The sequence below is a fragment of the Streptomyces sp. NBC_01275 genome (assembly GCF_026340655.1).
Lineage (GTDB): Bacteria > Actinomycetota > Actinomycetes > Streptomycetales > Streptomycetaceae > Streptomyces.
On record NZ_JAPEOZ010000001.1, the window covers coordinates 3,055,973 to 3,079,422 of the forward strand.

At 67.2% G+C, this 23,450-nt stretch carries 20 protein-coding genes, 3 tRNA genes and 1 pseudogene; 8 read left to right on the forward strand and 16 right to left on the reverse strand.

What is annotated here, in order from left to right; translation table 11 throughout:
* The first annotated feature begins 256 nt into the window (after positions 1 to 256).
* On the forward strand, positions 257 to 1,627 hold the full coding sequence (locus tag OG562_RS13365) for a serine/threonine-protein kinase (protein ID WP_266396987.1): 1,371 nt from the start codon (positions 257 to 259) through the stop codon (positions 1,625 to 1,627).
* A gap of 191 nt (positions 1,628 to 1,818) precedes the next feature.
* Here the strand turns inward: OG562_RS13365 and OG562_RS13370 are convergent, their stop codons facing one another.
* The 10 genes from OG562_RS13370 to OG562_RS13415 form a co-directional block, all read right to left on the reverse strand.
* The gene (locus OG562_RS13370) at positions 1,819 to 3,225 is read right to left on the reverse strand and encodes a terminase family protein (RefSeq protein ID WP_266396988.1); all 1,407 of its coding nucleotides are present in this window, start codon (positions 3,223 to 3,225) and stop codon (positions 1,819 to 1,821) included.
* Between the two features lie 128 nt (positions 3,226 to 3,353).
* On the reverse strand, positions 3,354 to 3,890 hold the full coding sequence (locus OG562_RS13375) for a hypothetical protein (protein ID WP_266396989.1): 537 nt from the start codon (positions 3,888 to 3,890) through the stop codon (positions 3,354 to 3,356).
* A gap of 633 nt (positions 3,891 to 4,523) precedes the next feature.
* Complete coding sequence (locus OG562_RS13380) at positions 4,524 to 5,036, reverse strand: hypothetical protein (protein WP_266396991.1); 513 nt, start codon at positions 5,034 to 5,036, stop codon at positions 4,524 to 4,526.
* A gap of 20 nt (positions 5,037 to 5,056) precedes the next feature.
* Positions 5,057 to 6,502: a ParB N-terminal domain-containing protein gene (locus OG562_RS13385; protein ID WP_266396993.1), complete on the reverse strand. Its 1,446-nt coding sequence runs from the start codon at positions 6,500 to 6,502 to the stop codon at positions 5,057 to 5,059.
* Positions 6,499 to 7,161 carry a ParB/RepB/Spo0J family partition protein gene (locus tag OG562_RS13390; RefSeq protein WP_266396995.1) on the reverse strand — a complete coding sequence of 221 codons (663 nt, stop codon included), beginning with the start codon at positions 7,159 to 7,161 and terminating at the stop codon, positions 6,499 to 6,501. The genes OG562_RS13385 and OG562_RS13390 overlap by 4 nt, the downstream gene beginning before the upstream one ends.
* 57 nt (positions 7,162 to 7,218) lie before the next feature.
* The gene (locus OG562_RS13395; protein ID WP_266396997.1) at positions 7,219 to 7,461 is read right to left on the reverse strand and encodes a hypothetical protein; all 243 of its coding nucleotides are present in this window, start codon (positions 7,459 to 7,461) and stop codon (positions 7,219 to 7,221) included.
* A 596-nt stretch (positions 7,462 to 8,057) separates the two neighbouring features.
* Positions 8,058 to 8,951, reverse strand: a complete 894-nt coding sequence (locus tag OG562_RS13400; RefSeq protein ID WP_266396999.1) for a methyltransferase — start codon at positions 8,949 to 8,951, stop codon at positions 8,058 to 8,060.
* Between the two features lie 10 nt (positions 8,952 to 8,961).
* Entirely contained in the window at positions 8,962 to 9,279 is a 318-nt protein-coding gene (locus OG562_RS13405) for a hypothetical protein (protein WP_266397001.1), read from the reverse strand.
* Positions 9,280 to 9,341: 62 nt separating this feature from the next.
* Positions 9,342 to 10,511, reverse strand: a complete 1,170-nt coding sequence (locus OG562_RS13410; protein WP_266397003.1) for a ParB/RepB/Spo0J family partition protein — start codon at positions 10,509 to 10,511, stop codon at positions 9,342 to 9,344.
* A 159-nt stretch (positions 10,512 to 10,670) separates the two neighbouring features.
* Positions 10,671 to 10,841, reverse strand: coding sequence for a hypothetical protein (locus OG562_RS13415; protein WP_266397005.1), 171 nt, complete (start codon positions 10,839 to 10,841; stop codon positions 10,671 to 10,673).
* Between the two features lie 341 nt (positions 10,842 to 11,182).
* Here OG562_RS13415 and OG562_RS13420 point away from each other — a divergent pair, with 341 nt between their 5' ends.
* Positions 11,183 to 11,710, forward strand: a complete 528-nt coding sequence (locus tag OG562_RS13420; protein ID WP_266397006.1) for a hypothetical protein — start codon at positions 11,183 to 11,185, stop codon at positions 11,708 to 11,710.
* A 6-nt stretch (positions 11,711 to 11,716) separates the two neighbouring features.
* Positions 11,717 to 12,487: a hypothetical protein gene (locus OG562_RS13425; protein ID WP_266397008.1), complete on the forward strand. Its 771-nt coding sequence runs from the start codon at positions 11,717 to 11,719 to the stop codon at positions 12,485 to 12,487.
* Here OG562_RS13425 and OG562_RS13430 read toward each other — a convergent pair.
* Positions 12,476 to 13,435, reverse strand: a complete 960-nt coding sequence (locus tag OG562_RS13430; RefSeq protein ID WP_266397010.1) for a recombinase family protein — start codon at positions 13,433 to 13,435, stop codon at positions 12,476 to 12,478. The two genes, OG562_RS13425 and OG562_RS13430, sit on opposite strands and share 12 nt — an antisense overlap.
* A gap of 106 nt (positions 13,436 to 13,541) precedes the next feature.
* Positions 13,542 to 13,745 carry a hypothetical protein gene (locus tag OG562_RS13435; protein ID WP_006379963.1) on the reverse strand — a complete coding sequence of 68 codons (204 nt, stop codon included), beginning with the start codon at positions 13,743 to 13,745 and terminating at the stop codon, positions 13,542 to 13,544.
* Between the two features lie 184 nt (positions 13,746 to 13,929).
* On the opposite strand from OG562_RS13435, the gene OG562_RS13440 reads away from it, so the two are divergent.
* Positions 13,930 to 15,501 carry a tyrosine-type recombinase/integrase gene (locus OG562_RS13440; protein ID WP_266397014.1) on the forward strand — a complete coding sequence of 524 codons (1,572 nt, stop codon included), beginning with the start codon at positions 13,930 to 13,932 and terminating at the stop codon, positions 15,499 to 15,501.
* Positions 15,502 to 15,627: 126 nt separating this feature from the next.
* On the opposite strand, the gene OG562_RS13445 is transcribed toward OG562_RS13440, so the two are convergent.
* From OG562_RS13445 to OG562_RS13455, 3 genes are all read right to left on the reverse strand, one after another.
* Positions 15,628 to 15,701: transfer RNA gene (locus OG562_RS13445), tRNA-Ile, on the reverse strand.
* Between the two features lie 191 nt (positions 15,702 to 15,892).
* Positions 15,893 to 15,965 (reverse strand) — tRNA-Asn (locus OG562_RS13450).
* 6 nt (positions 15,966 to 15,971) lie between these two features.
* Positions 15,972 to 16,044, reverse strand: a tRNA-Asn gene (locus OG562_RS13455).
* A gap of 200 nt (positions 16,045 to 16,244) precedes the next feature.
* Here OG562_RS13455 and OG562_RS13460 point away from each other — a divergent pair.
* The 4 genes from OG562_RS13460 to OG562_RS13475 all read left to right on the forward strand — a co-directional run bounded on the left by OG562_RS13460 (position 16,245) and on the right by OG562_RS13475 (position 21,994).
* On the forward strand, positions 16,245 to 16,547 hold the full coding sequence (locus OG562_RS13460; protein WP_266397016.1) for a YtxH domain-containing protein: 303 nt from the start codon (positions 16,245 to 16,247) through the stop codon (positions 16,545 to 16,547).
* Between the two features lie 51 nt (positions 16,548 to 16,598).
* Positions 16,599 to 18,050, forward strand: a complete 1,452-nt coding sequence (locus tag OG562_RS13465; RefSeq protein ID WP_266397019.1) for an FGGY family carbohydrate kinase — start codon at positions 16,599 to 16,601, stop codon at positions 18,048 to 18,050.
* A gap of 282 nt (positions 18,051 to 18,332) precedes the next feature.
* Positions 18,333 to 20,066: an ABC transporter ATP-binding protein gene (locus tag OG562_RS13470; RefSeq protein ID WP_266397021.1), complete on the forward strand. Its 1,734-nt coding sequence runs from the start codon at positions 18,333 to 18,335 to the stop codon at positions 20,064 to 20,066.
* On the forward strand, positions 20,066 to 21,994 hold the full coding sequence (locus OG562_RS13475; protein ID WP_266397024.1) for an ABC transporter ATP-binding protein: 1,929 nt from the start codon (positions 20,066 to 20,068) through the stop codon (positions 21,992 to 21,994). The genes OG562_RS13470 and OG562_RS13475 overlap by 1 nt, the downstream gene beginning before the upstream one ends.
* 34 nt (positions 21,995 to 22,028) lie before the next feature.
* On the opposite strand, the pseudogene OG562_RS13480 reads toward OG562_RS13475, so the two are convergent.
* A pseudogene (locus OG562_RS13480) lies at positions 22,029 to 23,337 on the reverse strand (RNA polymerase sigma factor).
* Between the last annotated feature and the right edge of the window lie 113 nt (positions 23,338 to 23,450).

Here is a 23,450-nt window from a genome sequence, read left to right on the forward strand (position 1 = left end):
GGCCCCGCGCCGCAAGATCAGGTTACGGTGTCGGGTGCGGCGACGAGAAGCGTCGCTCACACGGCACCCCTTCCGAGATCGCCTCTTTTCTCAAACTGAGGGTGTGGGGACATCTCCAGAGTCACGCAGCGAGACGCCCTCTGCATTTGACCCGAAGACCCAATTATCGCCAGTTCTGGTACGGATCTCGTAGGCGTGGCCTACACTCGCCGCCATGGTAGGGGCACGGGGGCGCCTGATAGGTGGCCGGTACCGGTTGGACGAGACCATCGGCCAAGGCGGCATGGGCCGCGTCTGGCGAAGCCACGACGAAACGCTGAATCGGAACGTCGCGGTCAAGGAAGTCCTCTTACCCGAGGGCCTTCTCGCTGCGGAGCGCGAGGTACTGCTGCAACGAACGCTGCGAGAAGCCCAGGTAGCTGCCCAGCTCAACCACCCCGGCATCATCACCGTTCACGACGTGGTGAGGGATGGCGAGGAACCCTGGATCGTCATGGAACTCGTCGCGGGTGAATCTCTCGCTGGCCTGATTGCCAGAAGTGGCCGCCTGCCGTGGCCGCAAGTCGCGGCCTTGGCGACGACAATGGCAGACGCTCTCGCGCATGCCCATACGTCCGGAGTCGTGCACCGCGACCTGAAGCCGGACAATGTGCTGATCGTCGGAAGCCGTACGGTCATCACCGACTTCGGAATCGCACGCGTGCTGGACGGTTCCGCCGGGACCCGTCTCACCGCAACTGGGGCAATCATCGGCACACCCCAGTACATGCCACCCGAACAACTTGAGGGGGCCGACGCCGCGCCCTCGGGCGATCTGTGGTCCCTCGGTGCCACGCTGTACACCGCCGTCGAAGGCCACGCCCCCTTCGACGGGTCCAGCTTGATGGCCCTTTGCCATGCCATCCTCAACAAGCCTCTCGAACCGCCTTCACACGCTGGAAAGCTCGCCCCTCTGCTGCACGAGCTGATGTCCAAATCTCCCACCGAGCGGCCTACTGCGGCCGCGCTCGTGGGGCGGTTGGACGGAATTCAACGCCCTGCAGAGCCTCCGCATGGCCGCCCGGCCGACCCTCGACAGATTCAGGGACTGCGGGTGCAGCGCCCTCCAGAGAACCCGCCGCCGCATCCCATGCAGGCAGTCCCCGTCCAACCGCCTAACGCTGGCTGGCAAAGTACCCGGAGCATGCCGGAACGGCAGGAAAAGCTAGTAGCTGCTCAAAATGTGCAGCATCCCGTGCCGCGAGCGTCTATCACCACGCCGCTCTTCAAAAAGAGGTTTACGGTTGGCTCTGCAGGCGTGCTTTTCGTGATCAAAACCTGCATTTTGATGATCACTGTCACGTCAGTCCGAGCCGCCTATGCTTCCGACGCGACCCTATGGAAGGCGATACCTTTTTCCGTAATTATAACCCTCTTCGGTTTGGCGCTATGGGGTCTCGCGGTTACGGCATTAGTGTTCCTCATGGAAATAGTTGAACCCGATAGCGATTTCGAATTCAAGAGTTGCGCTACTTTTGCAGCATTAGAAGTCGCATTGGTGCTGGGGTCGTTTTGGTTTCCTGATAGTTTGCCTGGTCCGCTCGGTGGGTGGGGGAAGGGTCTAGCTTCTGCTGTTGGCGTGGGGTAATCCGTCCCAAGAGACATGTCCAGTGAATCTTTCCCGGTAAGCACCCGTCGCTCACTGTGATCGGAACGCTTGCGCTGCGGCCCGTGCGGTCCTCCCAACAGAGGAACGGCGCTCCATCAGATCGCGTCAGTTGATCGTCCATACTGGGCCGTTTCCTCATGGGGCCGTTTTCAGGCGACGCTGGCGGCAGTTCAGCGGCGGCCGTCGAAGCGATCGTCATCGGTGTCGGTGGGCAGGGTGTCGAGCTGGTCGGGGTCGGCCAGCTCGGTCAGTCCGTGCACGGCGGCGTCCATACGGTCCGGGCTGTCCATTCCCTCGACCCAGGTGGCCATCTGACCTTCCAGTTCGGGGTATTCGCCGACGTGGTGCACGAGTTGCTGTTCGTAGAGCTGGGCCACGGGAGCTGCGCGCAGACGTTTGCCGACCTTGGCGGTGACTTCCAGGATCATCGGCATCAGCAGGCCCTTGGTGACACCGTCACGGCGCAGCTGCTCCCACGCCTGGGTGACGATCTGCCGTGCCATGTCGCCGCCGTAGTTCTTCTCGACCACGATCGCGTCGGCCTTGAGTTCGAGGGCGAGACGACATGCGGCCAGGCCCCAGTCGTTGGCGCCCATGGAGCCGGATCGGTCGGCCAGGAGGTACAGCTGCCGGTCGAAGTCGCGGCCGACGCCGATGACACCCGTTTCGTCGCCAACGGTGGACTCTCCGCCGGCGGGGTCGACGGCGACGACGATGCGCGCCATGTCGAGGCCGGAGAACTGGACAGCGTTGATACGGGCAGTCTCGATCCACTCGCGTTTCCACACGCCTCCCTCCGGTGGCCGGGGTTTCTGCAAGTAGAGGGCTGCCCAGACGCGTTCGCCGACTCGCTTGCGGGTCTTGGCGTGGTGGGTGACGTCGAAGCGTTCGGGCCATAGCGCCTGACCACGTGTGCGGCCAAGGGGGTCGTCGGGGCTGTCGGCGATGGCGGGCAGGTCGATGACCCGCCAGGCGTCGCGCTCGGTGGCGAGGATGCGTCCGGCGAGGTCGTCTTCGTGCCACCGGGTCTGGATGAGGCAGATTGCGCCGACGGGTTCGAGTCGGGTCTGCAGTACCGAAGTCCACCAGTCCCAGGCGCGCTTGCGCATGGTGGGGCTGTCGGCGTCAGCCATATCCTTGACCGGGTCGTCGACGATGGCGATGTGTGCGCCGCGTCCGGTGAGGCCGCCGCCGATGCCGGCCGCGAGGAGGCCACCTTCGCCGCCGACGATGTCGAATCGGTTGGCAGCCTGGCTTCCTGGCTTGAGCTGGATGCCGAGGTCGTCGCCCCAGGTGTTGATGGCGTCCCTGATCCACCGGCCGTGGTCGTCGGCCAGGTCGGCGGAGTAGCTAGCGATCATCATCCGGTGGCCGGGGTTGCGCCGCAGGTACCAAAGGGGTGCCCAGCGGGAGGCCCGTCGGCTCTTGCCGTGCCGCGGGGGCATGGTCAGCATGACGCGGTCGCATCGGCCGGCGGCCATGTCGATGAATGCCTGGTCGATGAGATCCAGGTGCGGCGCCTGCATCTCGCGTCCACCGGTGAGGACTGCGGCGAGCGCACCTGGCGAGCGGTCCATGGCGAGTTGGCGTTCGACGCGGGCCAGCTCCGCGCGCAGCGTGGGAGATGCGGCCCGTGCGATGGTGCGGCGCTGCGCCTGCGGAAGGGTCTTGTAGTGGGCGATGACTCTCTCGTGGTCACGCGGCGTCATTCGCCGTCCGGATCGGTGAGTGCGATCAGAGCGTTGAGTTCGTCGACGGTCACGTTCTCGACCGGGACCGGTCCGCCGTCCGGGCCGGACAGTTCCGCTCGGACGGGCATGTCGAGGCCGAGCAGCCGGGCACGGCGCTCCATGATCCGCAGGGTGCGGTCGATGGCGGCGAGGTCCTGGTCGCGGACGGCCTTCTTGTAGGCGACGAAGAACAGCCGGTCGAGGCGGTCGGCTTCCAGTGCGCGCAACTCGTCTACGTCATCGTTGAGTTCGGCGCGGCGGTCGGCGAGTGCGGTGCGGACGTCCCGGCAAGCGGCATGGATCAGGGCCTCGTTGGTGGGCGGGTCCTGGTTCTTGCGGTACCGCTCGACTCCGTAGCCCTGCGGGTAGGCGATCCCGTCGGAGTTGACGGTCGGGTCGGCAGCGAGCTTGCGGGCGATCGTCAGCCAGTCCACGCCGGCGAGGCGTAGATCGATGGCGTCCGAGCGGCGGCGCGCGATGGCCGCACGCGCGGCTTTGTCGGGGCGTCCCACGGCGGGGGTCCTTCACAGCTCGGGTGCGCCCCCGCGCCCATCCCCATGATCGCACCTACGGCGCAGGTGCCGGGGGCCCAGGAGAGCCGAGACGTCCTGTGCAACTTGACCTGGCGAAGCTGAAGTTGGCTACAATGCCGCCAACAGGCCTGGGTTCGGTGCAGTCTGCAAACTGCCAGCCGAATTTGTACAGATCTGTCGCATGCTTTGGGGTATCTGGCACCGACGTCCCAGATACCCCATTGGTTGTGCTGGACCGAAAGGGAATTGCCCGTCTCGGGTTGCGCTAGCACCGCATCATCTGAGTTCTGAGCGTCGGCAGGACCTCAGCCGACCACACGCATTGGCGTGGTGGTCGAGCTGAGGTCTGCCCCCGGCCACCTCGGTTCGACCACCCGACAGGGAAAGGGATTTGAACCGGTGGACTCCGCCATCCTGTGGCTTCTTGGAGCCGCGGGGGTCCTGACGATCGCTCTCTTCGTCACCAAGGGCCTCCTCGATCAACTGCCCGAGATCTTCGCGTCATGGCATCGAGCGAAGAGGGCATTCCATGACCGAGGCGACTCGGACGAGACTGGCACATCTGCCTAGCGTTCTGCGTGAGGAGTCACGAGTCGATGACACCTCACGCAGTCACATCAGAGACATCTGCTCACCTTCCCCTGGCCTCTTGGGAGGCACATACTCCGGCGGCGCGTCCGGCGCATCATGCTGGGTTCGCAACCACCAGGCGAATTGGTAATTACGGCAGGTCCGGAAACGGACCGAGTTCCGGCGCGGCTCGTTCAGGGGAATGTTGTGCTCGCCCCATCCGGTGATGGGGCGAGCGTTGTCCAGATGCACATACAGGCCTGGTACCAGAGCGGGCCCGTCCCACTGCTCTCCGGGTGCGCCCTCGAAAGCAAGGTGCGCATTTTCGCTCCACTTCCACGGGTTGGGCAGCGCGCACAGGTACCAAGCCAGGGGCGGGTTGTGCTCGGGGAGTTCGATCGCCTGGTGCTGGCGGCTGGTGTCCAGCCGGGGGCGGTCGGGCTGGCCGAAGCTGCGCAAGCAGTGCTGGTCGAGGGCTACATGCCGCACGCCTGCCAGCCACATGATGTGGTATCGAGTTCGTGATTCAATTTGGACCTGTATTCGCTGCGACATCCGTTCCCCATTCACCCGTTTCAATTGGCAAGAGATCTATTTCTCTCTACTACCAATTTTATCAAATTTCCCACCAATTCCAGATGCCTGTCATGCCGGAAGCCATTCGGGTAAGGCATGTTGAATTCCCCCTCGAATGCCCTCTCGTATTCCTCCTTGGGGAGCGCGATGGGGCGGCGGCAGGTGGCCTTGATGTTGGAGCCGCTGAGGTCGGTGACCTTCACGTCCTCGAAGTAGCGGCGGAGCAGCGGCTCCAGGGTCTCGGGCGTATGGAAGCGGAGCTTCTGCCATTTCCCCTTGACGAAGTTCATCTCGACATTGTCCTCGTCGAGGAAGCTCATCTTCGTGGTGGCAGTCTGGGAGGTGACCCGCTTGGCCTGCTCGTCCCGGAGTTCGCGGGCGAGGTTGCGGGTGCCGAGGCACACGACTCCGTCCGCCGAGCAGAGGGCGTTGACGGTGGTCATCACCCAGTGCTGGTAGTCGAGGGTGGTGGTGGCGTTGATGACGGAGTCGAGGACCACCACGTCGTAGAGGCCGTTGGTCTGGATGTCCTTGTCGATGTCGCGGATCATGCCGACGACGGCGCGGATGTCGACGGCGTACGAACCGTCTCGGCAGCGGTAGGGCTCGTAGTCGTGGATGTTGAAGCCCTTGGCGCGCAGGTGCTTGGCGTAGTCGCCGTACCCGGCACCGAAGTCCACGACGCGGTGAGTGGGCTTGAGCCAGGGCGTGACCAACTGGTCCCAGGTCTCGGAGCCGTAGGCGAGTTTTCCGGCCTTGGCCTTGGAGGAGAACTTGCGGAGCCTCTTGGGCTGCACGATGTGCTGGTTCCACACCGGGGCCTTGCTCTCGATGGCCGTCCAGTCGTAGACGCCGTACTCGCCGGTGAGGTCGGCGTGGAGCTGGGCGGCGTCGGCGGACGTGACGGTCCAGGCGAGGAGGTCGAAGCGGTTGATGGAGGCGACGACGGCGTACTCGGCGTTGAGGACGATGCGACCCTGGTCGTCGATGACGACGCTCCCCCAGGGGCCGTGGCCGGCGGTCATGTGCCCGATGGCGTTGACGAAGGAGAGGTTCTTCCGTTCCGCGACCCGGATGGACTGCCATGGAATCCACGACCAGGCACCGATGACGCCGGGCTCGGCGTAGACGATGCTGGCCTCGGTCTCGACCCGGTTGTGCAGCAGGTTGAACTGGATCTCGTCCTGCAACCGGACCTTCGTGCCGAGCATGACCGCAGGGGTGTGCGTCAGGCCGATGGCCTGGAGGCCCTTGGTTCTCTGGTGGCCTGCGACCAGCGTGCCGTCGGCGTTGAGGATGACGGGCTTCACGACGCCGTGGCGGCGCAGTGACGCCTGAAGCCTGACGAACGCCTCCTCGCTGAGGCGGCGCGGGTTGTAGTCGGCGGGGCGAAGCCGGTCGAGCGGGTACGCCTCGTAGAACGTCGTGGTGGGGGCACTGCTCATGCCGCCTCGCCCTCCTCGTGGGACTGCTGCAAGACGTGCCAGCCGAAGCCGAGGTCGCTGTTGGTGTCGTCCACGAACTTCGTGTAGATGGCGTTGAGGGCTTCGACCTCTTCGGAGGTGATCCGGACCCGCTTGGACTCCCACTGGAGGTAACCCCACTGGAGGTAGTCGACGGTGGCTGCGGCACCGGTGCCCGCGCCGTCGGAGGTGAGTTCCAACGTCTCGGGAAGGGACGTGTCGTCGAGGAGCCGGTCGACGCTCTCGCGGTCGTAGCCGGTACCGGCCAGGTCCGGGATCTCGGAGAGGATCTCGGCCAAGAGCGCGCTGTCGTATCCGGCGAGGTCGTTGGTCCGGTTGTCGACGATGACGATGCGGGCCGCAGCGTCGTCGTCGACGTCGACCCAGGTGACGGCGATCTGCTCCCAGCCGAGCTGTTGGGCGGCCTCGTATGTGTGATTGCCCGCCAGGATCTCGTTGTGCCGGCCGGTGAGCGAGCCCTTGTTGACGACGATCGCGCGGTACTGGCCGTTGACGGTCAGCGATTCGGCGATCGAGGGGAGGTCGCCGTTGCGGGGGTTCCGGTAGTACGGCGTGAGGTCCCCGGTGGGGACGGCGAGCGGCAGGAGCAGTTCGGGGATGTTGGCGGGCGTCGGGGTCACTGGGCGTCCCTTGTGTAGGCCGTTCCCCGCGCCCTACAGCTAGTTCAGATTAGACGATCACGCCGGGCCATGACGGTCGCCGGAGCGGGGGTTCAGCTGGTGCGTCAGTCGCCGGCCGTGCGCCCATCGCTGAACATGGTGGATGACGGCGGCCGCCAGCCCGCAGCCGGGGAAGGCCAAGAGGCTGGCGAGAAGGACCCCGCCACCACCGAGCTGCACAACGAACCAGGCGACAACAGCGATGGCCGCCATGAGCAGGACGGCCATCGCGTCGGCGGTGAGGCGAAGGAGGGTGCGCATCACCGGTTGTTGCAGCGGCAGATGCCGGACGGCAGGCACCAGGAATCACACGATCGGCACCACACCGCCCCTGGTACGGGAGGCGTCCGGCGCTCCGGCTCTGCGGGCGGTGTCTGCTCGGTGGTCATGCTCTATGTCGCTTTCGTTGTCGGGAAGTTGCGGCTGCGTCGAGGTCCGCGAGGTGCCGGGCCGCATCTGGATCCGGGCCTCCTCGAACTTCCAGGCCTGGGTCACGTTCAGCGAGGGCCTTGATCGGCGTCCCGTCCCGCTCGACGAGGAGACGTTCGTACAGCTCGCGATCCGCGGGGTCCCCGGCGAAGTTCTCTGTGTTCATGGCGCTCCTGAGTGCACGGGGACCCGCCCCCGGCGTGAGGCGGGGACGGGTCCGGTCGTGATCGTGGATCTTGGCGGCGCTCCGGCGGCTCCGCTCAGGTGCGGGGCCGGTGCCTGGCGGGTAGGGCGCGGGGGATTGGCCACCCGCCAGGCACCGAAGGGGAATGCCGCATGCCACGGCACGTTGGTAAGCCGGTTCCTCGGCTGAGGCCGCCCCCACCAACGAGATAGACCGTATCACTTATCAGTGTTGGGATCTATCTCTAGCCATGGCGCAGCCCCGTCCTCGACCCGTCGAGGGCCGCCATGCCGTGGACCGTCGGCGCGTCCGTGAAGAACAGACCCTGCCGGGCCGCTGCGGGCCTTGCCGTGCAGTCCTCGGGCTTGGGTGCCTGAGGGTTGAAGCGAGGAGGCGGCGCGGGCTCGCGGACCGGGATGACGGCAACCACCGTGCTCACTCCGACCGCAGGGAAGGCATCGTCGGGCAGCTCTGTGATGGTTCCTCGCGCCTCCCGAACCCGTGCCCGGAAGTCCTTTGCCTTGCGGTCAGTCCGGTAGGGGAGGCTCCCGTACATGACCGCCACGACCAGGCCGCCCGGCTGAACGAAGCGCAACGCCCGCTGGACGTGCCGGATGTCCTGCCGGTCAGCGAACGGCGGGTTCATGATGACCCGCTGATAGCGGCGCTGCACCTTCACGTTGAAGAAGTCGGCGGCCGTGACCTCGCGGGCGTAACCGCCGGCGCGGATGTGCTCGGCGCGAGCGGTGTCGAGTTCGACGCAGTCGACAACGGCACCGCGGGCAGCTGCGGCCTCAGCGATGGCGCCGCGTCCGGCCGACGGCTCCAACACCTCACAACCGGCTTCGAGTTCCGCCAGGTCCAGGAGCTGTTCGACTAGGGGCTTCGGTGTGGGGAAGTACCCGCGGTCGACGTCGGTGATCACCTCCCCGGTGGCGAGCAGTCCCGCGATGGCGTCGGCAGCGGCGAAGGGAAACATGTGGGCGCGCTCGTAGCGGTTCCAGGTGCCGCCGACCGCGTGAAGGGCCAGGTTGACCCGCTCGTACAGTTTGCGGTCGAGCTGGCCCTTGAGACGGAGCGCCAGGCCGTCGACCGTGGCGGAGCGGATGACCTTGAGAACGTCGGGATCTATCTTCACGGTTGCTTCCTCACTCGCTGGCGGTCTTGGCCTCGGCGGCGAGCAGAGCCGCTTCGAGCTCGACCAGTCGGGCCGTGACCATGAGGTGGGTGCGCACGTACACCGAACTACCGGCGCCGCTCATGAGGCCGGAGGCTGCAAGCAGGGTGAGGTTGTACGCCTCGTTCCGGGCCGTCCCGTCGTTGTCACGGCGCGCCTTGAACAGGTGCGTCGCAGCCTCGCGGACAAGTTCGGCTACGTCGGAGTCGTACTCCTCAAGGGCGTTGGCCGAGGCTGGCACGTCGAACAGATTGTGGTTGATGTTGCGCATGGTCCGGATGTCGTTCATCGCTGTTGGGCTCCATAGAGAAAGGGGGGCGGCCCGCTGGGGGCCGCCCCGAGGTGGACAGGTCAGGCTGCGACGGCGACCGGCTCGGCCGCCGCCTCGGCCTCGGTGTCGTCCCCTCCCGGCCCTGCCGGGCTCTCGGGCTCCGCATCGGCGGCGGGGGTGGCTTCGATCTCCACGTCGGCCTCCGCGTCGGCCTCGGCGTCGGCGTCGGGGGCGGGCTCGGCCTGCGTCTCCGGCTCGGCGTCGCCCGCAGCCGGGTCCAGCTGGGCGAGTACGGCGTCGGCCTCAGCCACCAGGTCGGGCGCTGCGGCGGCAGGGTTGACCATGATCTCGCTGGCGTCGGCGTGCGCCTTCGCCTGGCGGAGCTGGAACCGGGCCTTCTGCACGACGTCCGCGACCCGGTCCATCTGCTCAAGCCGCTTGCCGACCTCCCCCGCCAGGGTGCGGGCCAGCTCCATGGGGTCCGCCTTGCCGATGCTGTCCAGCAACGCCCACATCCCCTCGATCGCGTCGAGGTCGCTCTTGGTCTTGGCCTGCGCGCGGCTCCGCTCGGCCTTCTCCTCGGGGGTCATCTCGTCGACGTCGACCATGGAGTCCTGCGTGGCCGCCTTCTCCTGCTTGCGCATGGCGTAGGCGATGTGGACGAGCTGGTTGTCGTTCTTGTCGCCCTTCTTCCAGTCCTGGAAGACCGCCTTCTGGTTGCCCTGCGAGAGTGCGGCGATCTGGACCGCGGCCTGGGTGCCGATGTGCCCGAGGTCGACGGCCGCCTGGATCTCGGGGCGCAGGGCGAGCAGGGCCAGGCGCTGGTTGACGAACTGGACCGACTTGGAGAACGCCTTGGCGACGCTCGCGGGCGTGGCACCCCCTTCCTCGTCTAAGACCTTCTTGAAGCCGCGCGCCTCCTCCAGCGGGAGCATGTCCTCGCGGTTCAGGTTCTCGGCCATCGCCTTCTTGAAGGAGTCCATGTCGCTGATCTCGCACTCGCCCTCGGGCAGCAGGATCTTCGCCTCGATGGTGATGTTGTCCGCAAGTTCGTTGGCCCGGAAGCGGCGCTCGCCGGCGACGAGCTCGTAGCCGTCCTCCACCTTCCGGACGACGATCGGCTGAAGGAGGCCGTGCTCCTTGATCGACTCGGCCAGCTCCTTCAGTGCGTTCCCGTCGAAGGCCTTGCGGGGCTGGTTCGGGTTGCGGTGGATCTGGCGCATCTTCAGGGCGGCATACTTGTGCGGCATTTCAGGCTCCAAGAGGTCAATGGGGGCTTCTCCTCCCCCTCCTTCTGGTTCTATTCTATATGCATTCAGGAGAGGGGTCCACAATTTTCGAGAAGTTTTTGCAGGTCAAGCGCATGGACGCGGACCCCATCGAGGCCCGCGTCCGACTACTCGCATAGATCAGCTTGCGGCGGCACCGCTCACACACTCCACGTCACACCCGACCCGCTTCGGGTCGACGATCGCCAGAGCCCCCAACGCACCGAGCGCCGCCTCGTCATCCAGGAGGACGTTCTCCGCGCCGCCCGACTCTCCCAGTCGGGCCAGCACTCGGTCCAGCTCGATCCCCACTCGTACCCTCCCCGCGCTGCAGCGTTCCGCCCCCCCATAACGAGCCGCTTACTTAGATCCCGACACAGTCGAGCTAGCGGCACACATTGAGACCCATCAAGGTGCTTGTTGCGTTCTTGCACCCTGGGAGGCGGTGAGGGGTGACGGCCCCGCATGTCGAGCACGCGCTTACTACGACTGAGGTTACAGATCTTGCTGCGAGCATCACCTATTGTCAACACGCATAGACAATAGGTTGCCTCACCGGACACTGTCGCCCCACAGTCGATACTGAACGAGCACCGCAACCAGCTGCCCACCGCCCGGCCGGGCCTGCCACGTCACGAGGAGTAGCTAGCACCATGCCGCTCGGCCCAGATATCCCGCTCGCCAGCAAACTCGCTGTCCTGATCGGCAGGAAACGCAGGGCAGACGGGAAGACCCTGAGTACGCGCGACATCGCCGCCGCCACGGCCGAGAGTCCCGGCGAAAAACCGGCAATGACCTACCAGGTCGTGAATGACCTCCTGAACGGCGTCAAGACGAATCCATCGAGCGCCCAACTGGCCGGGCTCGCACGGGCATTCGACTCTCCGGTAGCTTACCTACTCCCCGGTCACAACGGATTGACGTCCCTGTCGGTCTATGAGGAGTACCCAGACGCGCGCGAGGCACTTCGGCTCATCCATGACCTAGGCGAAGCTGGGGCTACCGAACTTCTGGAGGCCGCACGCGCAATCCGACTGCGACACGGGCACAGCGATCTCACCGTCCCAGAAGTGCCCGAGCCTCTTCCTCCTGCTGCGGAGCCACCGCGACCAGGCCGGCGGAGACGTCTCAGCTTCACCGAAGCAGCCGAGCGCGCCATCTCCGATCTGGAAGGAACCTGAAAGCAAATGGACGGCCTCGTCTTCGGCGTGTGCGCTCTCTTCGGCCTGGCGGGTACGGTGCTCTCCGCGCGCGAAGCCTGGCGTCAGCGCGACCGAAGCGACTACCACATAGCCCGCTTCACTCGAGCCGTAGCGTTCGGTGTCTGCACGGTGGGCGTCATGCTCGCCGTACCGCCGATTGAGGACGTGATCGAGTCTGCCACCGGCATGAACAACGCGGCCAAGCTCGGGGCGCACATCTGCGCCATCCTGTGGTGCGGCAGCCTCCAGCTCATGCTCGTGGACTGGTCCTACAACCACGAGGTGTTGAAGGCCAGCCTGTACGCACGCATCGCCTTCGCTGTGTGCGTACTGATGGCGATGCTTCCGCTGTTCGTCAACACCACCGACGAATCGGTGGAGTTCACCACCGAGTTCGCCATAGTGCCAGGCGTCACCGTCTACCTCATGGTCTATCTGGCCTACGTTGCGATCACCTGCGGCGAGATCGCGTTCCTGTGCACCGGAATGGCCCTAGTGGCCCGGAGGGGAGGCCACGCCTGGTCAGCGCGCGGCCTCGCTCTGTCGTCGATTTCGGCTCTTCTCGGGGTGGCCTACTCCGCCAGCAAGGGGTCATATCTGGTGACCCACTACCTGGGCCACCCGTGGCCACTTCGGTACGAAGAGATCGTCTCGCCGCTCCTGGCCGGGCTCGCCGTGATATCGCTGATCACAGGGCTGACCATGGCGATGGTGGGTAGGCGGCTCGCCTCGCGCGTAGCGGCGTCAGCCGTCTGACAAGTTCGAAATCTTGCGCCAGTGGAGGACGACACGCCCCGGCTCGATTGTCCGGACACCTCTGGCGCTCGCGGGGAACACCTCCACCTTCTCCAAGAGCAGCATCACAATGCCCCTCTTCGATGCGGTGGGCGCGGTGTTCCACCACTTCACCAGATCCTTGGCCCCGCCCACTGAGAAGTTCGCCATCTGCTCCGCGTACCGGAGACGCGGACGGACGACCTTGAGGTTCGCTGTGATCTCGCGTTCGGCGGCCACCATCGCGTCACCGCTGATCTGTCGGCTGCCGTAGAGCGTCCCAAGCTCCTTCCGGCGCGCCTCCAGGTCATCGGTCTCCTGTCGGAGGTTCTCAACCTGCTTGCGCACAGCTTCCTGGGCCTTGGCGATCTGGGCACGGATACCGGGCTTGAGGAGCTCGGCCACGACGTACTCCCCGACGTGATTCTCCAACAGCTCGGCATCAATCCGGACTTCGCCGCAGCCGCCGTGCCCATTCTTGTCCTTCGGGCGACAGCGGTATCCGGGCGTGCCCGCGTTGGTGCGGGCACCCGTAAGAGCCTGCGTGCACTTGCCGCAGGGACTGACCCCGCCGATCAGGAGATAGTCGTACGCCGGATCCGCATCCCCCGTGCTACGGGCCTTCTCCCGCTCCCGCAGGGCCTCAAACTCTTCGCGCGTGATGACGCCGGGGTGGCCGGCGTCGACGAGTTCGCCGTCATCGTCGAAGCGCAGTCCCGCGATCGCCGGGTTGCGGAACAGCCGTCCGACCGACGCGTCCTTCCACTCTCCGCCAAGCGTTCCCCGGTAGCCCTCAGCGTTCGCCCACACAGCGACGTCCTGGTTGGACTGATCGCTCAGCGCCCGGCTCACCATCTGGCGGAGCGGGTCCACTTCGTCGTCACGTAGCCGACGACGTGCCGCGTCGTCGAAACCGTAGAGCCGTGGCATGCGGTGGTCCGTTCTCGTCTCGTGCGCCCGTAGCCGCCTGATCCTAGGCCACAGCACATGTCCGAGCTATGGCTCAGCGAGACCCACAGACCCAAGGACTCACAGATCACTGCACCAATGGCGTCACCCCAAGCACTTGCCAGAGTGCAGCGGTGGGGACTCTCACCGTGCCGCCCAGGGGGAGCGTCTGCACGGGGAAAGACCCCTCCTTGATCAAGTTGTAAGCCTTGTGCGTGCCGATCCCCAGCGCCCGCGCAGCCGTCACGACGTTCACGGTCGGCGGCAGCGCGAGTAGTTCCTCCAGGGTCATCGAACTCACCCCGGTGTCCGTAGCTACAGATGCGTCCTTCGTTGTCATTCCCGTTGTCGCGTTCTCCCCCACGCCAACGTGCCATAAGGATACGGCAACACTGGAGTGTTGGGGCAAGATAGACATCAGTTCGACCAAGATCGACACAGAAGGCCCGCAAAAGAAGGACACGAAGGGGATATAAGTGTTCAATCCCACCTACTACCGGCGCTGTGCATGCCAGGAACCAGCCGTCAATACCGACGGCACTCCGAAGTTCGACGACGCCGGCGCTCCGAAACTGCGCATGCTCGGAGCAGGCTGCCCGAAGCTCCGACGAAAGGGTCACGGCACCTGGTACTTCACCATGGAACTCGAAGCGGGCGAGGGCGGAGAGCGTCAGCGCGTGCGCCGAGGGGGATTCGCCACGAAGGACAAGGCGGAAACCAAGGCGGCTGAGGTCTACCGCGATCTGATCGGTGGTGCCGACGTCCTCAGCAACGCCACCGTCGGCGAGGACCTGGGTGCGTGGCTCAAGCGCAAGAAGGGCCTGGCCCGTACGACGCGCCACGGGTACGAGGAGCATGTGAGGCTCTACCTCAAACCTCACCTCGGCCACATCAAGCGGCGTGACCTCAAACTACGCCACGTCGAGGGCATGTACGACGCGATCGAGCGGGAGAACGCCGAACGGCTCATCCACCACGCGAGGGTGATCGAGCTGCAGGAAGCTCGCGACGCCGCCTACACAGCCTGGGTACGTGCCGCGGGGAGGAAGCAGGAGCGCCGCGTCACGCGTCAGGCATACCTCGACGCCAACGCCGCGTTCCGCGAGGGCCGCAAGGGCAAGGAGAAGATCACCAGCGCCCCGACGATGCACCGCATCAACGCCACCCTCAGCTCGTTCCTGGGCAGCGGAATCAAGCGCGGCGAGTATGCGGCCAACTTGGCCGCCCTCGTCGAGCTGCCGGCGGTCAAGCGCCCCAAGGCCCTGGTCTGGACAGCGGAGCGGGTCGAAGAGTGGAAGCGCACAGGCAAGAAGCCCAGCCCTGTCATGGTCTGGACGCCGGAGCAGACAGGCGAGTTCCTCGACTTCGTGAATGACGACCGGCTCTGCGCCATGTGGCACGCGTTCATCTTCCGTGGCCCCCGGCGCGGCGAGATGTGCGCTCTGCCCTGGCCGGAGGTGAGCCTTGATGGCTCGTGGTTCCGCATCTCCGCGCAGATCGTTGAGATTGCCTACCAGCAGTACGACGAGGCTCCGAAGCAGGACAGCGTGCGCACCGTCACGCTCGACTCTCAGACGAACAGGCTGTGGGCAAGATGGCGAGTCACCCAGGCCACGGAGCGCGAGCAGTGGTCCGGGGAACAGGCGTGGGTCGAGAGCAACCGGGTCTGGACCCACGAAGACGGCGAGCCCCTGCACCCCGACTGGATAAGTCGTCGGTTCAACCGACTCGTCGAGCTGTCCGGCCTCCCGCCGATTCGCCTGCACGACACCCGGCACCTGTCGGCAACGCTGGCGCTGTTAGGCAAGGCAGACATCAAAGTCGTCCAGGAGCGGCTGGGCCACAGCTCCCGCCAGATCACCTCGGACACGTATACGAGCGTCCTGCCTCAGCTCATGACGGCCGAGGCGGAATCCACGAACGCAGTCGTGCCTCGGTCGCGGAAGCAAGATCCGGGGCAGGGCGAGCCCTCCAAGATGGAGGACCAGCGCGGCACCCCGGAGAGCGACCCCGACGGCCCAGATGAGGGAATGCGTGCCGCCGCGTGACCTCCGGCCTCAATCCGGCCTCAGGATCATGAACCCATGATCGACTAGGGCCGCCAAGATCCCCCAACTCACTCGACCCTCCAGCAAAGTTGCTGGTCAGATCGATTCTCCACGTGTAGCGCACGGTGGGGCGGGTGGGACTCGAACCCACGGCCGACGGATTATGAGTCCGCTGCTCTAACCGGCTGAGCTACCGCCCCATAGCGGCGTGTCGCGTACATGTGTGCGCGCCGTCTGCCGCAGCATAGCCGCTCATACGATCTCACGCTTCGGCTGGTCGACCTTGCACACGACCGTGCACGATCATGAGGACCGCGCTGCTGCCCGCGCGGTTCCCGTCGGCGTGGGACCCACATGAAAAAGGACCCCCAGGGGGTCCTCGTTCACGATGCTCTCCCGACTGGACTCGAACCAGTAACCTGCCGGTTAACAGCCGGCTGCTCTGCCAATTGAGCTACAGGAGATCGAAGCTCCCCCGACTGGACTCGAACCAGTAACCTGCCGGTTAACAGCCGGCTGCTCTGCCAATTGAGCTACGGAGGAATGCCTCGTTGCATCGAACGTACCTACCTGGGTATTCGCCAGGGGGCGCTCGCTCTCTGCGACACATACATTAGCGCAAGCAGGGGGGTGCTCCGCCAATCGGTTCCCCGGCGTCGAGGCCCCGCCGCTGTGCGGGGTCCGCGGACGGGGCCCGCGGACGGTACCTGTACAGGTGCCTACACAAGGGAAGGGTGGCCGTCATGCGCTACCGGCTCACGTTCGTCGCCGGACTCGCCCTGGGCTACGTGCTGGGCACGCGGGCCGGGCGCGAGCGCTACGAGCAGTTGAAGAAGTCCGCGCGCCAGGTCGCGCAGAACCCCGCCGTGCGCAACACCGCGGAGACCGCGGCGCAGCAGGGCAGGCAGTACGCGGGCAAGGCGTACCACGCGGTCAGCGCGAAGGTCGGCGACCGGATGCCCGCCTCCGTGGCGGACCGGGTGCGGGCTCTGCGGGAGCGGGGGCAGGGTGACGGCGAGGACGACTGGGGCACCAGCAACACCTAGGGGCGCGGGAGCCGACACGTTCACCCCGCTCGGTGCGGCAGAATTTTCGACATGGGGATAGTCGCCGGGTTGGACAGTTCGCCCGAATTCACTCGTATCGTCGTCTGCGACGCGGACACCGGGGCCGTGCTCCGGCAGGGCTATGCGCCGCATCCGGTGGACAGCGGCGAGATCGGCAGGTCGGCCGACGTCGATCCGCAGGCCTGGCTGCTGTCCCTGGGCGAGGCCGCGGGCGGCGGGCTGCTGGAGGGCGTGCAGGCCATCGGCGTGTCCGCGCAGCAGAACGCGCTCGTGCCGCTGGACGCGCAGGGCAACACCGTGCGGCCGGCGATGGTCGGCGGTGACAAGCGGGCGCAGGTCGCGGCGGCCGATCTCATCGACGCGCTCGGCGGCCGCGAGGCGTGGGCGCAGGCGGTGGGCTGTGTGCCGCAGGCCGCCCAGCCGATCACCAAGCTGCGCTGGCTGGCGAAGACCGAGCCCGACGCCGCCCTGCGCACCGCCGTCCTCATGCAGGCGCACGACTGGCTGGTGTGGCAGCTGCTGGGGCGGCCGGTGCGGCGCACCACCGATCGCGGCGGGGCGTCCGGGACGGGGTACTGGTCGGCCGCCGCCGGCGGCTACCGGCCCGACCTCGTCGAGCTGGCGCTCGGTCACCAGACCATGCTGCCCGAGGTGATCGGGCCGTCCGACGCGGCCGGCACCACCCCGGAGGGGCTGCTGATCTCCGCCGGGACCGGCGAGACCATGGCGGCCGCGCTGGGGCTCGGGATCGGGCACGGCGACGCGGTGGTGTCCCTCGGGGCCTCCGGGTCCGTGATGGCCGTGCACCACGAGGCGCTCCTCGACCAGAGCGGGATGATCACCTCCCTGGCGGACGCGACGGGCATGCACCTGCCGGTCGTCACCACCCTGAACGCCGTACGGACCCTTCGCGGCGCCGTCGACCTGGTCGGCGCGGCCGATCTGGAGGGGCTGTCCGAGCTGGCGATGAAGTCGACGCCGGGCTCGCACGGGCTGGTGCTGCTGCCCTATCTGGAGGGCGAGCGGACGCCGAACCTGCCGCACACCGCCGGAACCCTGGCCGGGCTGCGGCGCGAGTCGATGAAGCCGGAGCACTTCGCGCGGGCCGCGTTCGAGGGCATGCTGTGCGGGCTCGCCGACGCGCTGGACGTGCTGCGCGGCCGGGGCGTGGACGTGCGGCGGGTCTTCCTGCTGGGGGCGGCCGCCGAACTGCCCGCCGTGCAGGCCTCGGCGCCCATGCTCTTCGGGGCGCAGGTCGTCGTACCGCAGCCCGCGGACTACGCGGCGATCGGGGCGGCGCGGCAGGCCGCGTGGGCGCTCGGGGTGTCGCAGGGGACGCAGGATCCGCGGACCCCGCCGGCCTGGCAGGGGGCGGCGGCGCAGGTGCTGGAGCCGGGCGAGGAGCTGGCCGTGGGCCAGGCGGTGCGGCAGCAGTACGTGTCGGTGCGGGAGCAGACGCATCCGGGGGCATTCCGCGGCTGACCCACGCGCAGGGGCTGACGCGCGTAGCGTGCGGAGGTGTCGCCGCGTTCGGCGGTGTCACTGAGCGGCAGCGGTGGTGTCGCCGAGCGGCTTCGGCGGTGTCGCCGAGCGGCAGCGGTGGTGTCGCTGAGTGGTGGACCGTACACGGACGGCCGTAAAAGCACTGCTGTCGGCTTAATCAGTTGAGGTAACGCGGGTGGAGTGTCCGACGATAGGGGCCAGGGGCAACCGACTGCCCGTGCCCATGCCCATGCCCCTCCTGCCGACTCCGAGAGACGTAGCGTGCTCATACGACTTCTGCGGACCTATCTCAGGCCCTATAAGAAACCCATCGTCCTGCTGGTGCTGCTGCAGTTCCTGCAGACCTGCGCCACCCTCTACCTGCCCACGCTGAACGCGCACATCATCGACAACGGCGTCGTCGAGGGGGACACCGGCTACATCCTGTCCTTCGGCGGGCTGATGATCGGCATCTCGCTGGCGCAGGTCGTGTGCAACATCGGCGCCGTCTACTACGGCGCGAGGACGGCCGCGGCCCTCGGCCGGGACATGCGCGCCGGCGTCTTCGACCGGGTGCAGTCCTTCTCCGCCCGTGAGGTCGGCCACTTCGGCGCGCCCTCCCTGATCACCCGTACGACCAACGACGTCCAGCAGATCCAGATGCTGGCCCTGATGACGTTCACGCTGATGGTGTCGGCGCCGATCATGTGCGTGGGCGGTGTCGTCCTGGCGCTCGGCCTGGACGTGCCGCTGTCCGGCGTGCTGGTCGCCGTCGTGCCGGTGCTGGGCGTCTGCGTGACGCTGATCGTGCTGCGGCTGCGCCCGCTGTTCCGGTCGATGCAGGTCCGCCTCGACACGGTGAACCGGGTGCTGCGCGAGCAGATCACCGGCAACCGGGTCATCCGCGCCTTCGTCCGCGACGAGTACGAGCAGCACCGCTTCCGCAAGGCCAACGCCGACCTCACCGACATCTCGCTGAAGACCGGCAACCTGCTCGCCCTGATGTTCCCGGTGGTCATGACCACGGTGAACCTGTCGTCGATCGCGGTGGTCTGGTTCGGCGCCCATCGCATCGACAGCGGCGAGATGCAGATCGGCGATCTGACCGCGTTCCTCGCCTATCTGATGCAGATCGTCATGTCCGTGATGATGGCCACCTTCATGTTCATGATGGTGCCGCGCGCGGAGGTGTGCGCCGAGCGCGTCCAGGAGGTGCTCGACACCTCCTCGTCGGTGGTGCCGCCGCTCGCGCCCGTCACCGAGCTGCGCCGGCACGGGCATCTGGAGATCCGCGGGGCCGGCTTCCGCTATCCGGGCGCCGAGGAGCCCGTCCTCAAGGGCATCGACCTGGTGGCCCGCCCCGGCGAGACGACGGCCGTGATCGGCTCGACGGGCAGCGGCAAGTCCACGCTGCTCGGGCTGGTGCCCCGGCTGTTCGACGCGACCGACGGGGATGTGCTCGTCGACGGGGAGGACGTGGCGGGCATCGATCCGGTGGTCCTCGCCCGGACCGTCGGGCTCGTGCCGCAGAAGCCGTACCTGTTCGCGGGCACGGTGGCGACCAATCTGCGCTACGGCAACCCCGACGCCACCGACGAGGAGCTGTGGCACGCGCTGGAGGTGGCGCAGGCCAAGGACTTCGTGAGCAAGCTGGAGAACGGGCTGGACTCCCCCATCGCACAGGGCGGCGCCAACGTCTCCGGCGGTCAGCGGCAACGGCTCGCGATCGCCCGTACGCTCGTGCAGCGGCCGGAGATCTACCTCTTCGACGACTCCTTCTCGGCCCTCGACTACGCCACCGACGCGGCCCTGCGGGCGGCGCTGGGGCAGGAGACCGCCGAGGCGACCGTCGTGATCGTCGCCCAGCGGGTGGCCACCATCCGCGACGCCGACCGGATCATCGTCCTCGACGAGGGCCGGGTGGTCGGCGCGGGCACCCACCGCGAGCTGATGGCGGACAACGAGACCTACCGGGAGATCGTGCTCTCCCAGCTCACGGAAGCGGAGGCTGCCTGATGGCCGGGCCCATGGGGCGCATGATGGCCGGCACCGGTCCCGAGAACCGCTCGATGGACTTCAAGGTGTCCGGCAGGCGGCTGCTCGCCCAGTTCAAACCGGAACGGCTCACCCTCTACGCGATGCTCTGTTGCGTGGTCGTGAGCGTCGGCCTCAACGTGGTCGGGCCGAAGATCCTCGGCAAGGCCACCGACCTGGTCTTCGCGGGCATCATCGGCCGGGAGATGCCGGCCGGCGCCAGCAAGGAACAGGTCCTCGACTCGATGCGGGCGCGCGGCGAGGGCAACGTCGCCGACATGCTCAGGAGCACCGACTTCACCCCGGGCAAGGGCATCGACTTCGACCAGGTCGGGCAGGTCCTGCTGGTCGCGCTCGGCGTGTTCCTGATCGCCGGTCTGCTGATGGCGGCGGCGACGCGCCTGGTCAACAAGACCGTCAACCGCACGATGTTCCGGATGCGCGAGGACGTGCAGACCAAGCTGTCCCGGCTGCCGCTGTCCTACTTCGACAAGCGCCAGCGCGGCGAGGTCCTCTCCCGCGCGACGAACGACATCGACAACATCGGGCAGACGCTCCAGCAGTCGATGGGCCAGCTCATCAACTCGCTGCTGACCATCATCGGCGTGCTGGCGATGATGTTCTGGGTGTCGTGGATCCTCGCCCTGGTCGCGCTGGTGACCGTGCCGCTGTCGGCGGTCGTCGCCACCCGCGTGGGCAAGCGGTCGCAGCCGCACTTCGTGCAGCAGTGGCGCTCCACCGGCAAGCTGAACGCCCACATCGAGGAGATGTACACCGGCCACACGCTGGTGAAGGTGTTCGGCCGGCAGGAGGAGTCGGCGCAGCAGTTCGCCGAGCAGAACGACGCGCTGTACGAGGCGGGGTTCAAGGCGCAGTTCAACAGCGGGGTCATGCAGCCGCTGATGATGTTCGTCTCGAACCTCAACTACGTGCTGGTGGCGGTCGTCGGCGGGCTGCGCGTCGCGTCGGGCTCCCTCTCCATCGGCGACGTGCAGGCGTTCATCCAGTACTCGCGCCAGTTCTCGATGCCGCTGACGCAGGTCGCGTCGATGGCGAACCTGGTGCAGTCGGGCGTCGCCTCGGCCGAGCGGATCTTCGAGCTGATGGACGCCGAGGAGCAGAGCGCCGACCCGATGCCGGGCCTGCGGCCCGAGGAGCTGCGCGGACTGGTCGCGCTGGAGGGCGTGTCCTTCCGCTACGACCCCGAGAAGCCGCTGATCGAGGACCTCTCGCTGCGGGTCGAACCCGGGCACACGGTCGCGATCGTCGGCCCCACGGGCGCCGGCAAGACCACCCTGGTGAACCTGCTCATGCGGTTCTACGACGTCTCCGGCGGGCGCATCACCCTCGACGGCATCGACATCGCCACGATGTCCCGCGACGAGCTGCGCGCCGGGATCGGCATGGTGCTCCAGGACACCTGGCTGTTCGGCGGCACGATCGCGGAGAACATCGCCTACGGGGCGTCGCGGGAGGTCACCCGGGGCGAGATCGAGGAGGCCGCGCGGGCGGCGCACGCGGACCGGTTCGTCCGGACGCTGCCCGACGGCTACGACACCGTGATCGACGACGAGGGCTCCGGGGTCAGCGCCGGCGAGAAGCAGCTGATCACCATCGCCCGGGCGTTCCTGTCGGACCCGGTGATCCTGGTGCTCGACGAGGCCACCAGCTCCGTCGACACCCGGACCGAGGTGCTGATCCAGAAGGCGATGGCGAAGCTCGCGCACGGGCGTACGTCGTTCGTCATCGCCCACCGGCTGTCGACCATCCGGGACGCGGACACCATCCTCGTGATGGAGAACGGCTCGATCGTCGAGCAGGGTGCGCACACCGACCTGCTGGCAGCGGACGGGGCGTACGCGCGGCTGTACAAGGCGCAGTTCGCGCAGGCGGTCGCGGAAGTCGACTGAGCCCGAGGGCTGCTCACCCGAAGGTGGGCAGCCCTCAGTCCAGGTAGCCCCGCAGCTGGTCCGCGAACGCGTGATCCCGCAGCTTGTTGAGGGTCTTGGACTCGATCTGCCGGATCCGCTCGCGCGTCACGCCGAAGATGCGGCCTATCTCCTCCAGCGTGCGCGGCCGCCCGTCCGCCAGGCCGTAGCGCAGCTGTACGACCTTCCGCTCGCGTTCGCCGAGGGTGGAGAGGACGGCCTCCAGGTGTTCGCGCAGCAGGAGGAAGGCCGCCGACTCCACGGGGCTGGCCGCGTCGCCGTCCTCGATGAGGTCGCCGAGGGCCACGTCGTCCTCCTCGCCCACCGGGGCGTGCAGGGAGACCGGCTCCTGGGCCAGGCGCAGGACCTCGCCGACGCGTTCCGGCGCCAGGTCGAGCTGGCCGGCGACCTCTTCGGCGGTGGGTTCGTAGCCGCGTTCCTGGAGCATGCGGCGCTGGACGCGGACCACCCGGTTGATGAGCTCGACGACATGGACGGGCACGCGGATGGTGCGGGCCTGGTCGGCGAGGGCGCGGGACATGGCCTGGCGGATCCACCAGGTGGCGTACGTGGAGAACTTGTAGCCGCGGGCGTAGTCGAACTTCTCGACCGCTCGGATCAGGCCAAGATTTCCCTCCTGGACGAGGTCGAGCATGGTGAGCCCGCGGCCGACGTACCGCTTGGCCACCGAGACCACCAGGCGCAGGTTGGACTCGATGAGGCGGCGCTTGGCCATACGGCCCATGACGACCAGCCGGTCGAGGTCGAGGGCCAGCTCGCTGTCCAGGTCGGGGGTGCTGCTCAGCTTCTCCTCGGCGAACAGGCCCGCCTCGACGCGGCGGGCCAGTTCGACCTCCTCGGCCGCGGTGAGCAGATGGATGCGGCCGATCTCCCGCAGGTACTGGCGGAACAGGTCGGAGGACGGGCCGCTGTTGTCGACGACCCGGGCGCGGGGCGGTTCGGGGGCCTCGGCGGCCTCGTCCAGCGCCTCGGCGGGCGGTTCGGCCGACTCGGCCTCCGGCTCCGTCTCCGGCTCCGGGTCCGTCTCCGGGTGGTGCACGGCACGGTTCTGCGGCGGGACCGCGACCAGGACGTCGGTCTCGGCGTCCGGCTCCGTGTCGTCGGTACTGGTGTCGGACTGGGTCAGGGTCTGGGTCTGCACGGGGGCGACCTCCAGGATGATCGCTGCCGAGAGGTGTGCGGCAGCGGTACTTCGGGGGCGGAGGCGGCGGCCAGGCCGCTGTCCGTCCCGTACGCGATGAGCGCAGCGCGGGGGTGTGGGACCCGCTGGGGACGGATCGGCCGCGCTCCGAGGACTCAGGCACCGGAACCCAGTGTGGAGTACGACACATCTCCGCCACGAGGGGCGTGCGATGACTTTTTGCGTCCGGTGTGTGACCGCGTGCTGACCGCGTGGCGAACCCGGGGGCCGCGACAC

Bases quoted from the DNA above. Each gene is read 5' to 3' on its own strand.
- OG562_RS13410 (WP_266397003.1), bottom strand. From the start codon at position 10,511: ATGCCGCACAAGTATGCCGCCCTGAAGATGCGCCAGATCCACCGCAAC.
- OG562_RS13420 (WP_266397006.1), top strand. From the start codon at position 11,183: ATGCCGCTCGGCCCAGATATCCCGCTCGCCAGCAAACTCGCTGTCCTG.
- OG562_RS13380 (WP_266396991.1), bottom strand. From the start codon at position 5,036: ATGTCGCAGCGAATACAGGTCCAAATTGAATCACGAACTCGATACCAC.
- OG562_RS13465 (WP_266397019.1), top strand. From the start codon at position 16,599: ATGGGGATAGTCGCCGGGTTGGACAGTTCGCCCGAATTCACTCGTATC.
- OG562_RS13475 (WP_266397024.1), top strand. From the start codon at position 20,066: ATGGCCGGGCCCATGGGGCGCATGATGGCCGGCACCGGTCCCGAGAAC.
- OG562_RS13425 (WP_266397008.1), top strand. From the start codon at position 11,717: ATGGACGGCCTCGTCTTCGGCGTGTGCGCTCTCTTCGGCCTGGCGGGT.
- OG562_RS13385 (WP_266396993.1), bottom strand. From the start codon at position 6,502: ATGAGCAGTGCCCCCACCACGACGTTCTACGAGGCGTACCCGCTCGAC.
- OG562_RS13430 (WP_266397010.1), bottom strand. From the start codon at position 13,435: ATGCCACGGCTCTACGGTTTCGACGACGCGGCACGTCGTCGGCTACGT.
- OG562_RS13460 (WP_266397016.1), top strand. From the start codon at position 16,245: ATGCGCTACCGGCTCACGTTCGTCGCCGGACTCGCCCTGGGCTACGTG.
- OG562_RS13435 (WP_006379963.1), bottom strand. From the start codon at position 13,745: ATGACCCTGGAGGAACTACTCGCGCTGCCGCCGACCGTGAACGTCGTG.
- OG562_RS13370 (WP_266396988.1), bottom strand. From the start codon at position 3,225: ATGGACCGCTCGCCAGGTGCGCTCGCCGCAGTCCTCACCGGTGGACGC.
- OG562_RS13395 (WP_266396997.1), bottom strand. From the start codon at position 7,461: ATGCGCACCCTCCTTCGCCTCACCGCCGACGCGATGGCCGTCCTGCTC.
- OG562_RS13405 (WP_266397001.1), bottom strand. From the start codon at position 9,279: ATGAACGACATCCGGACCATGCGCAACATCAACCACAATCTGTTCGAC.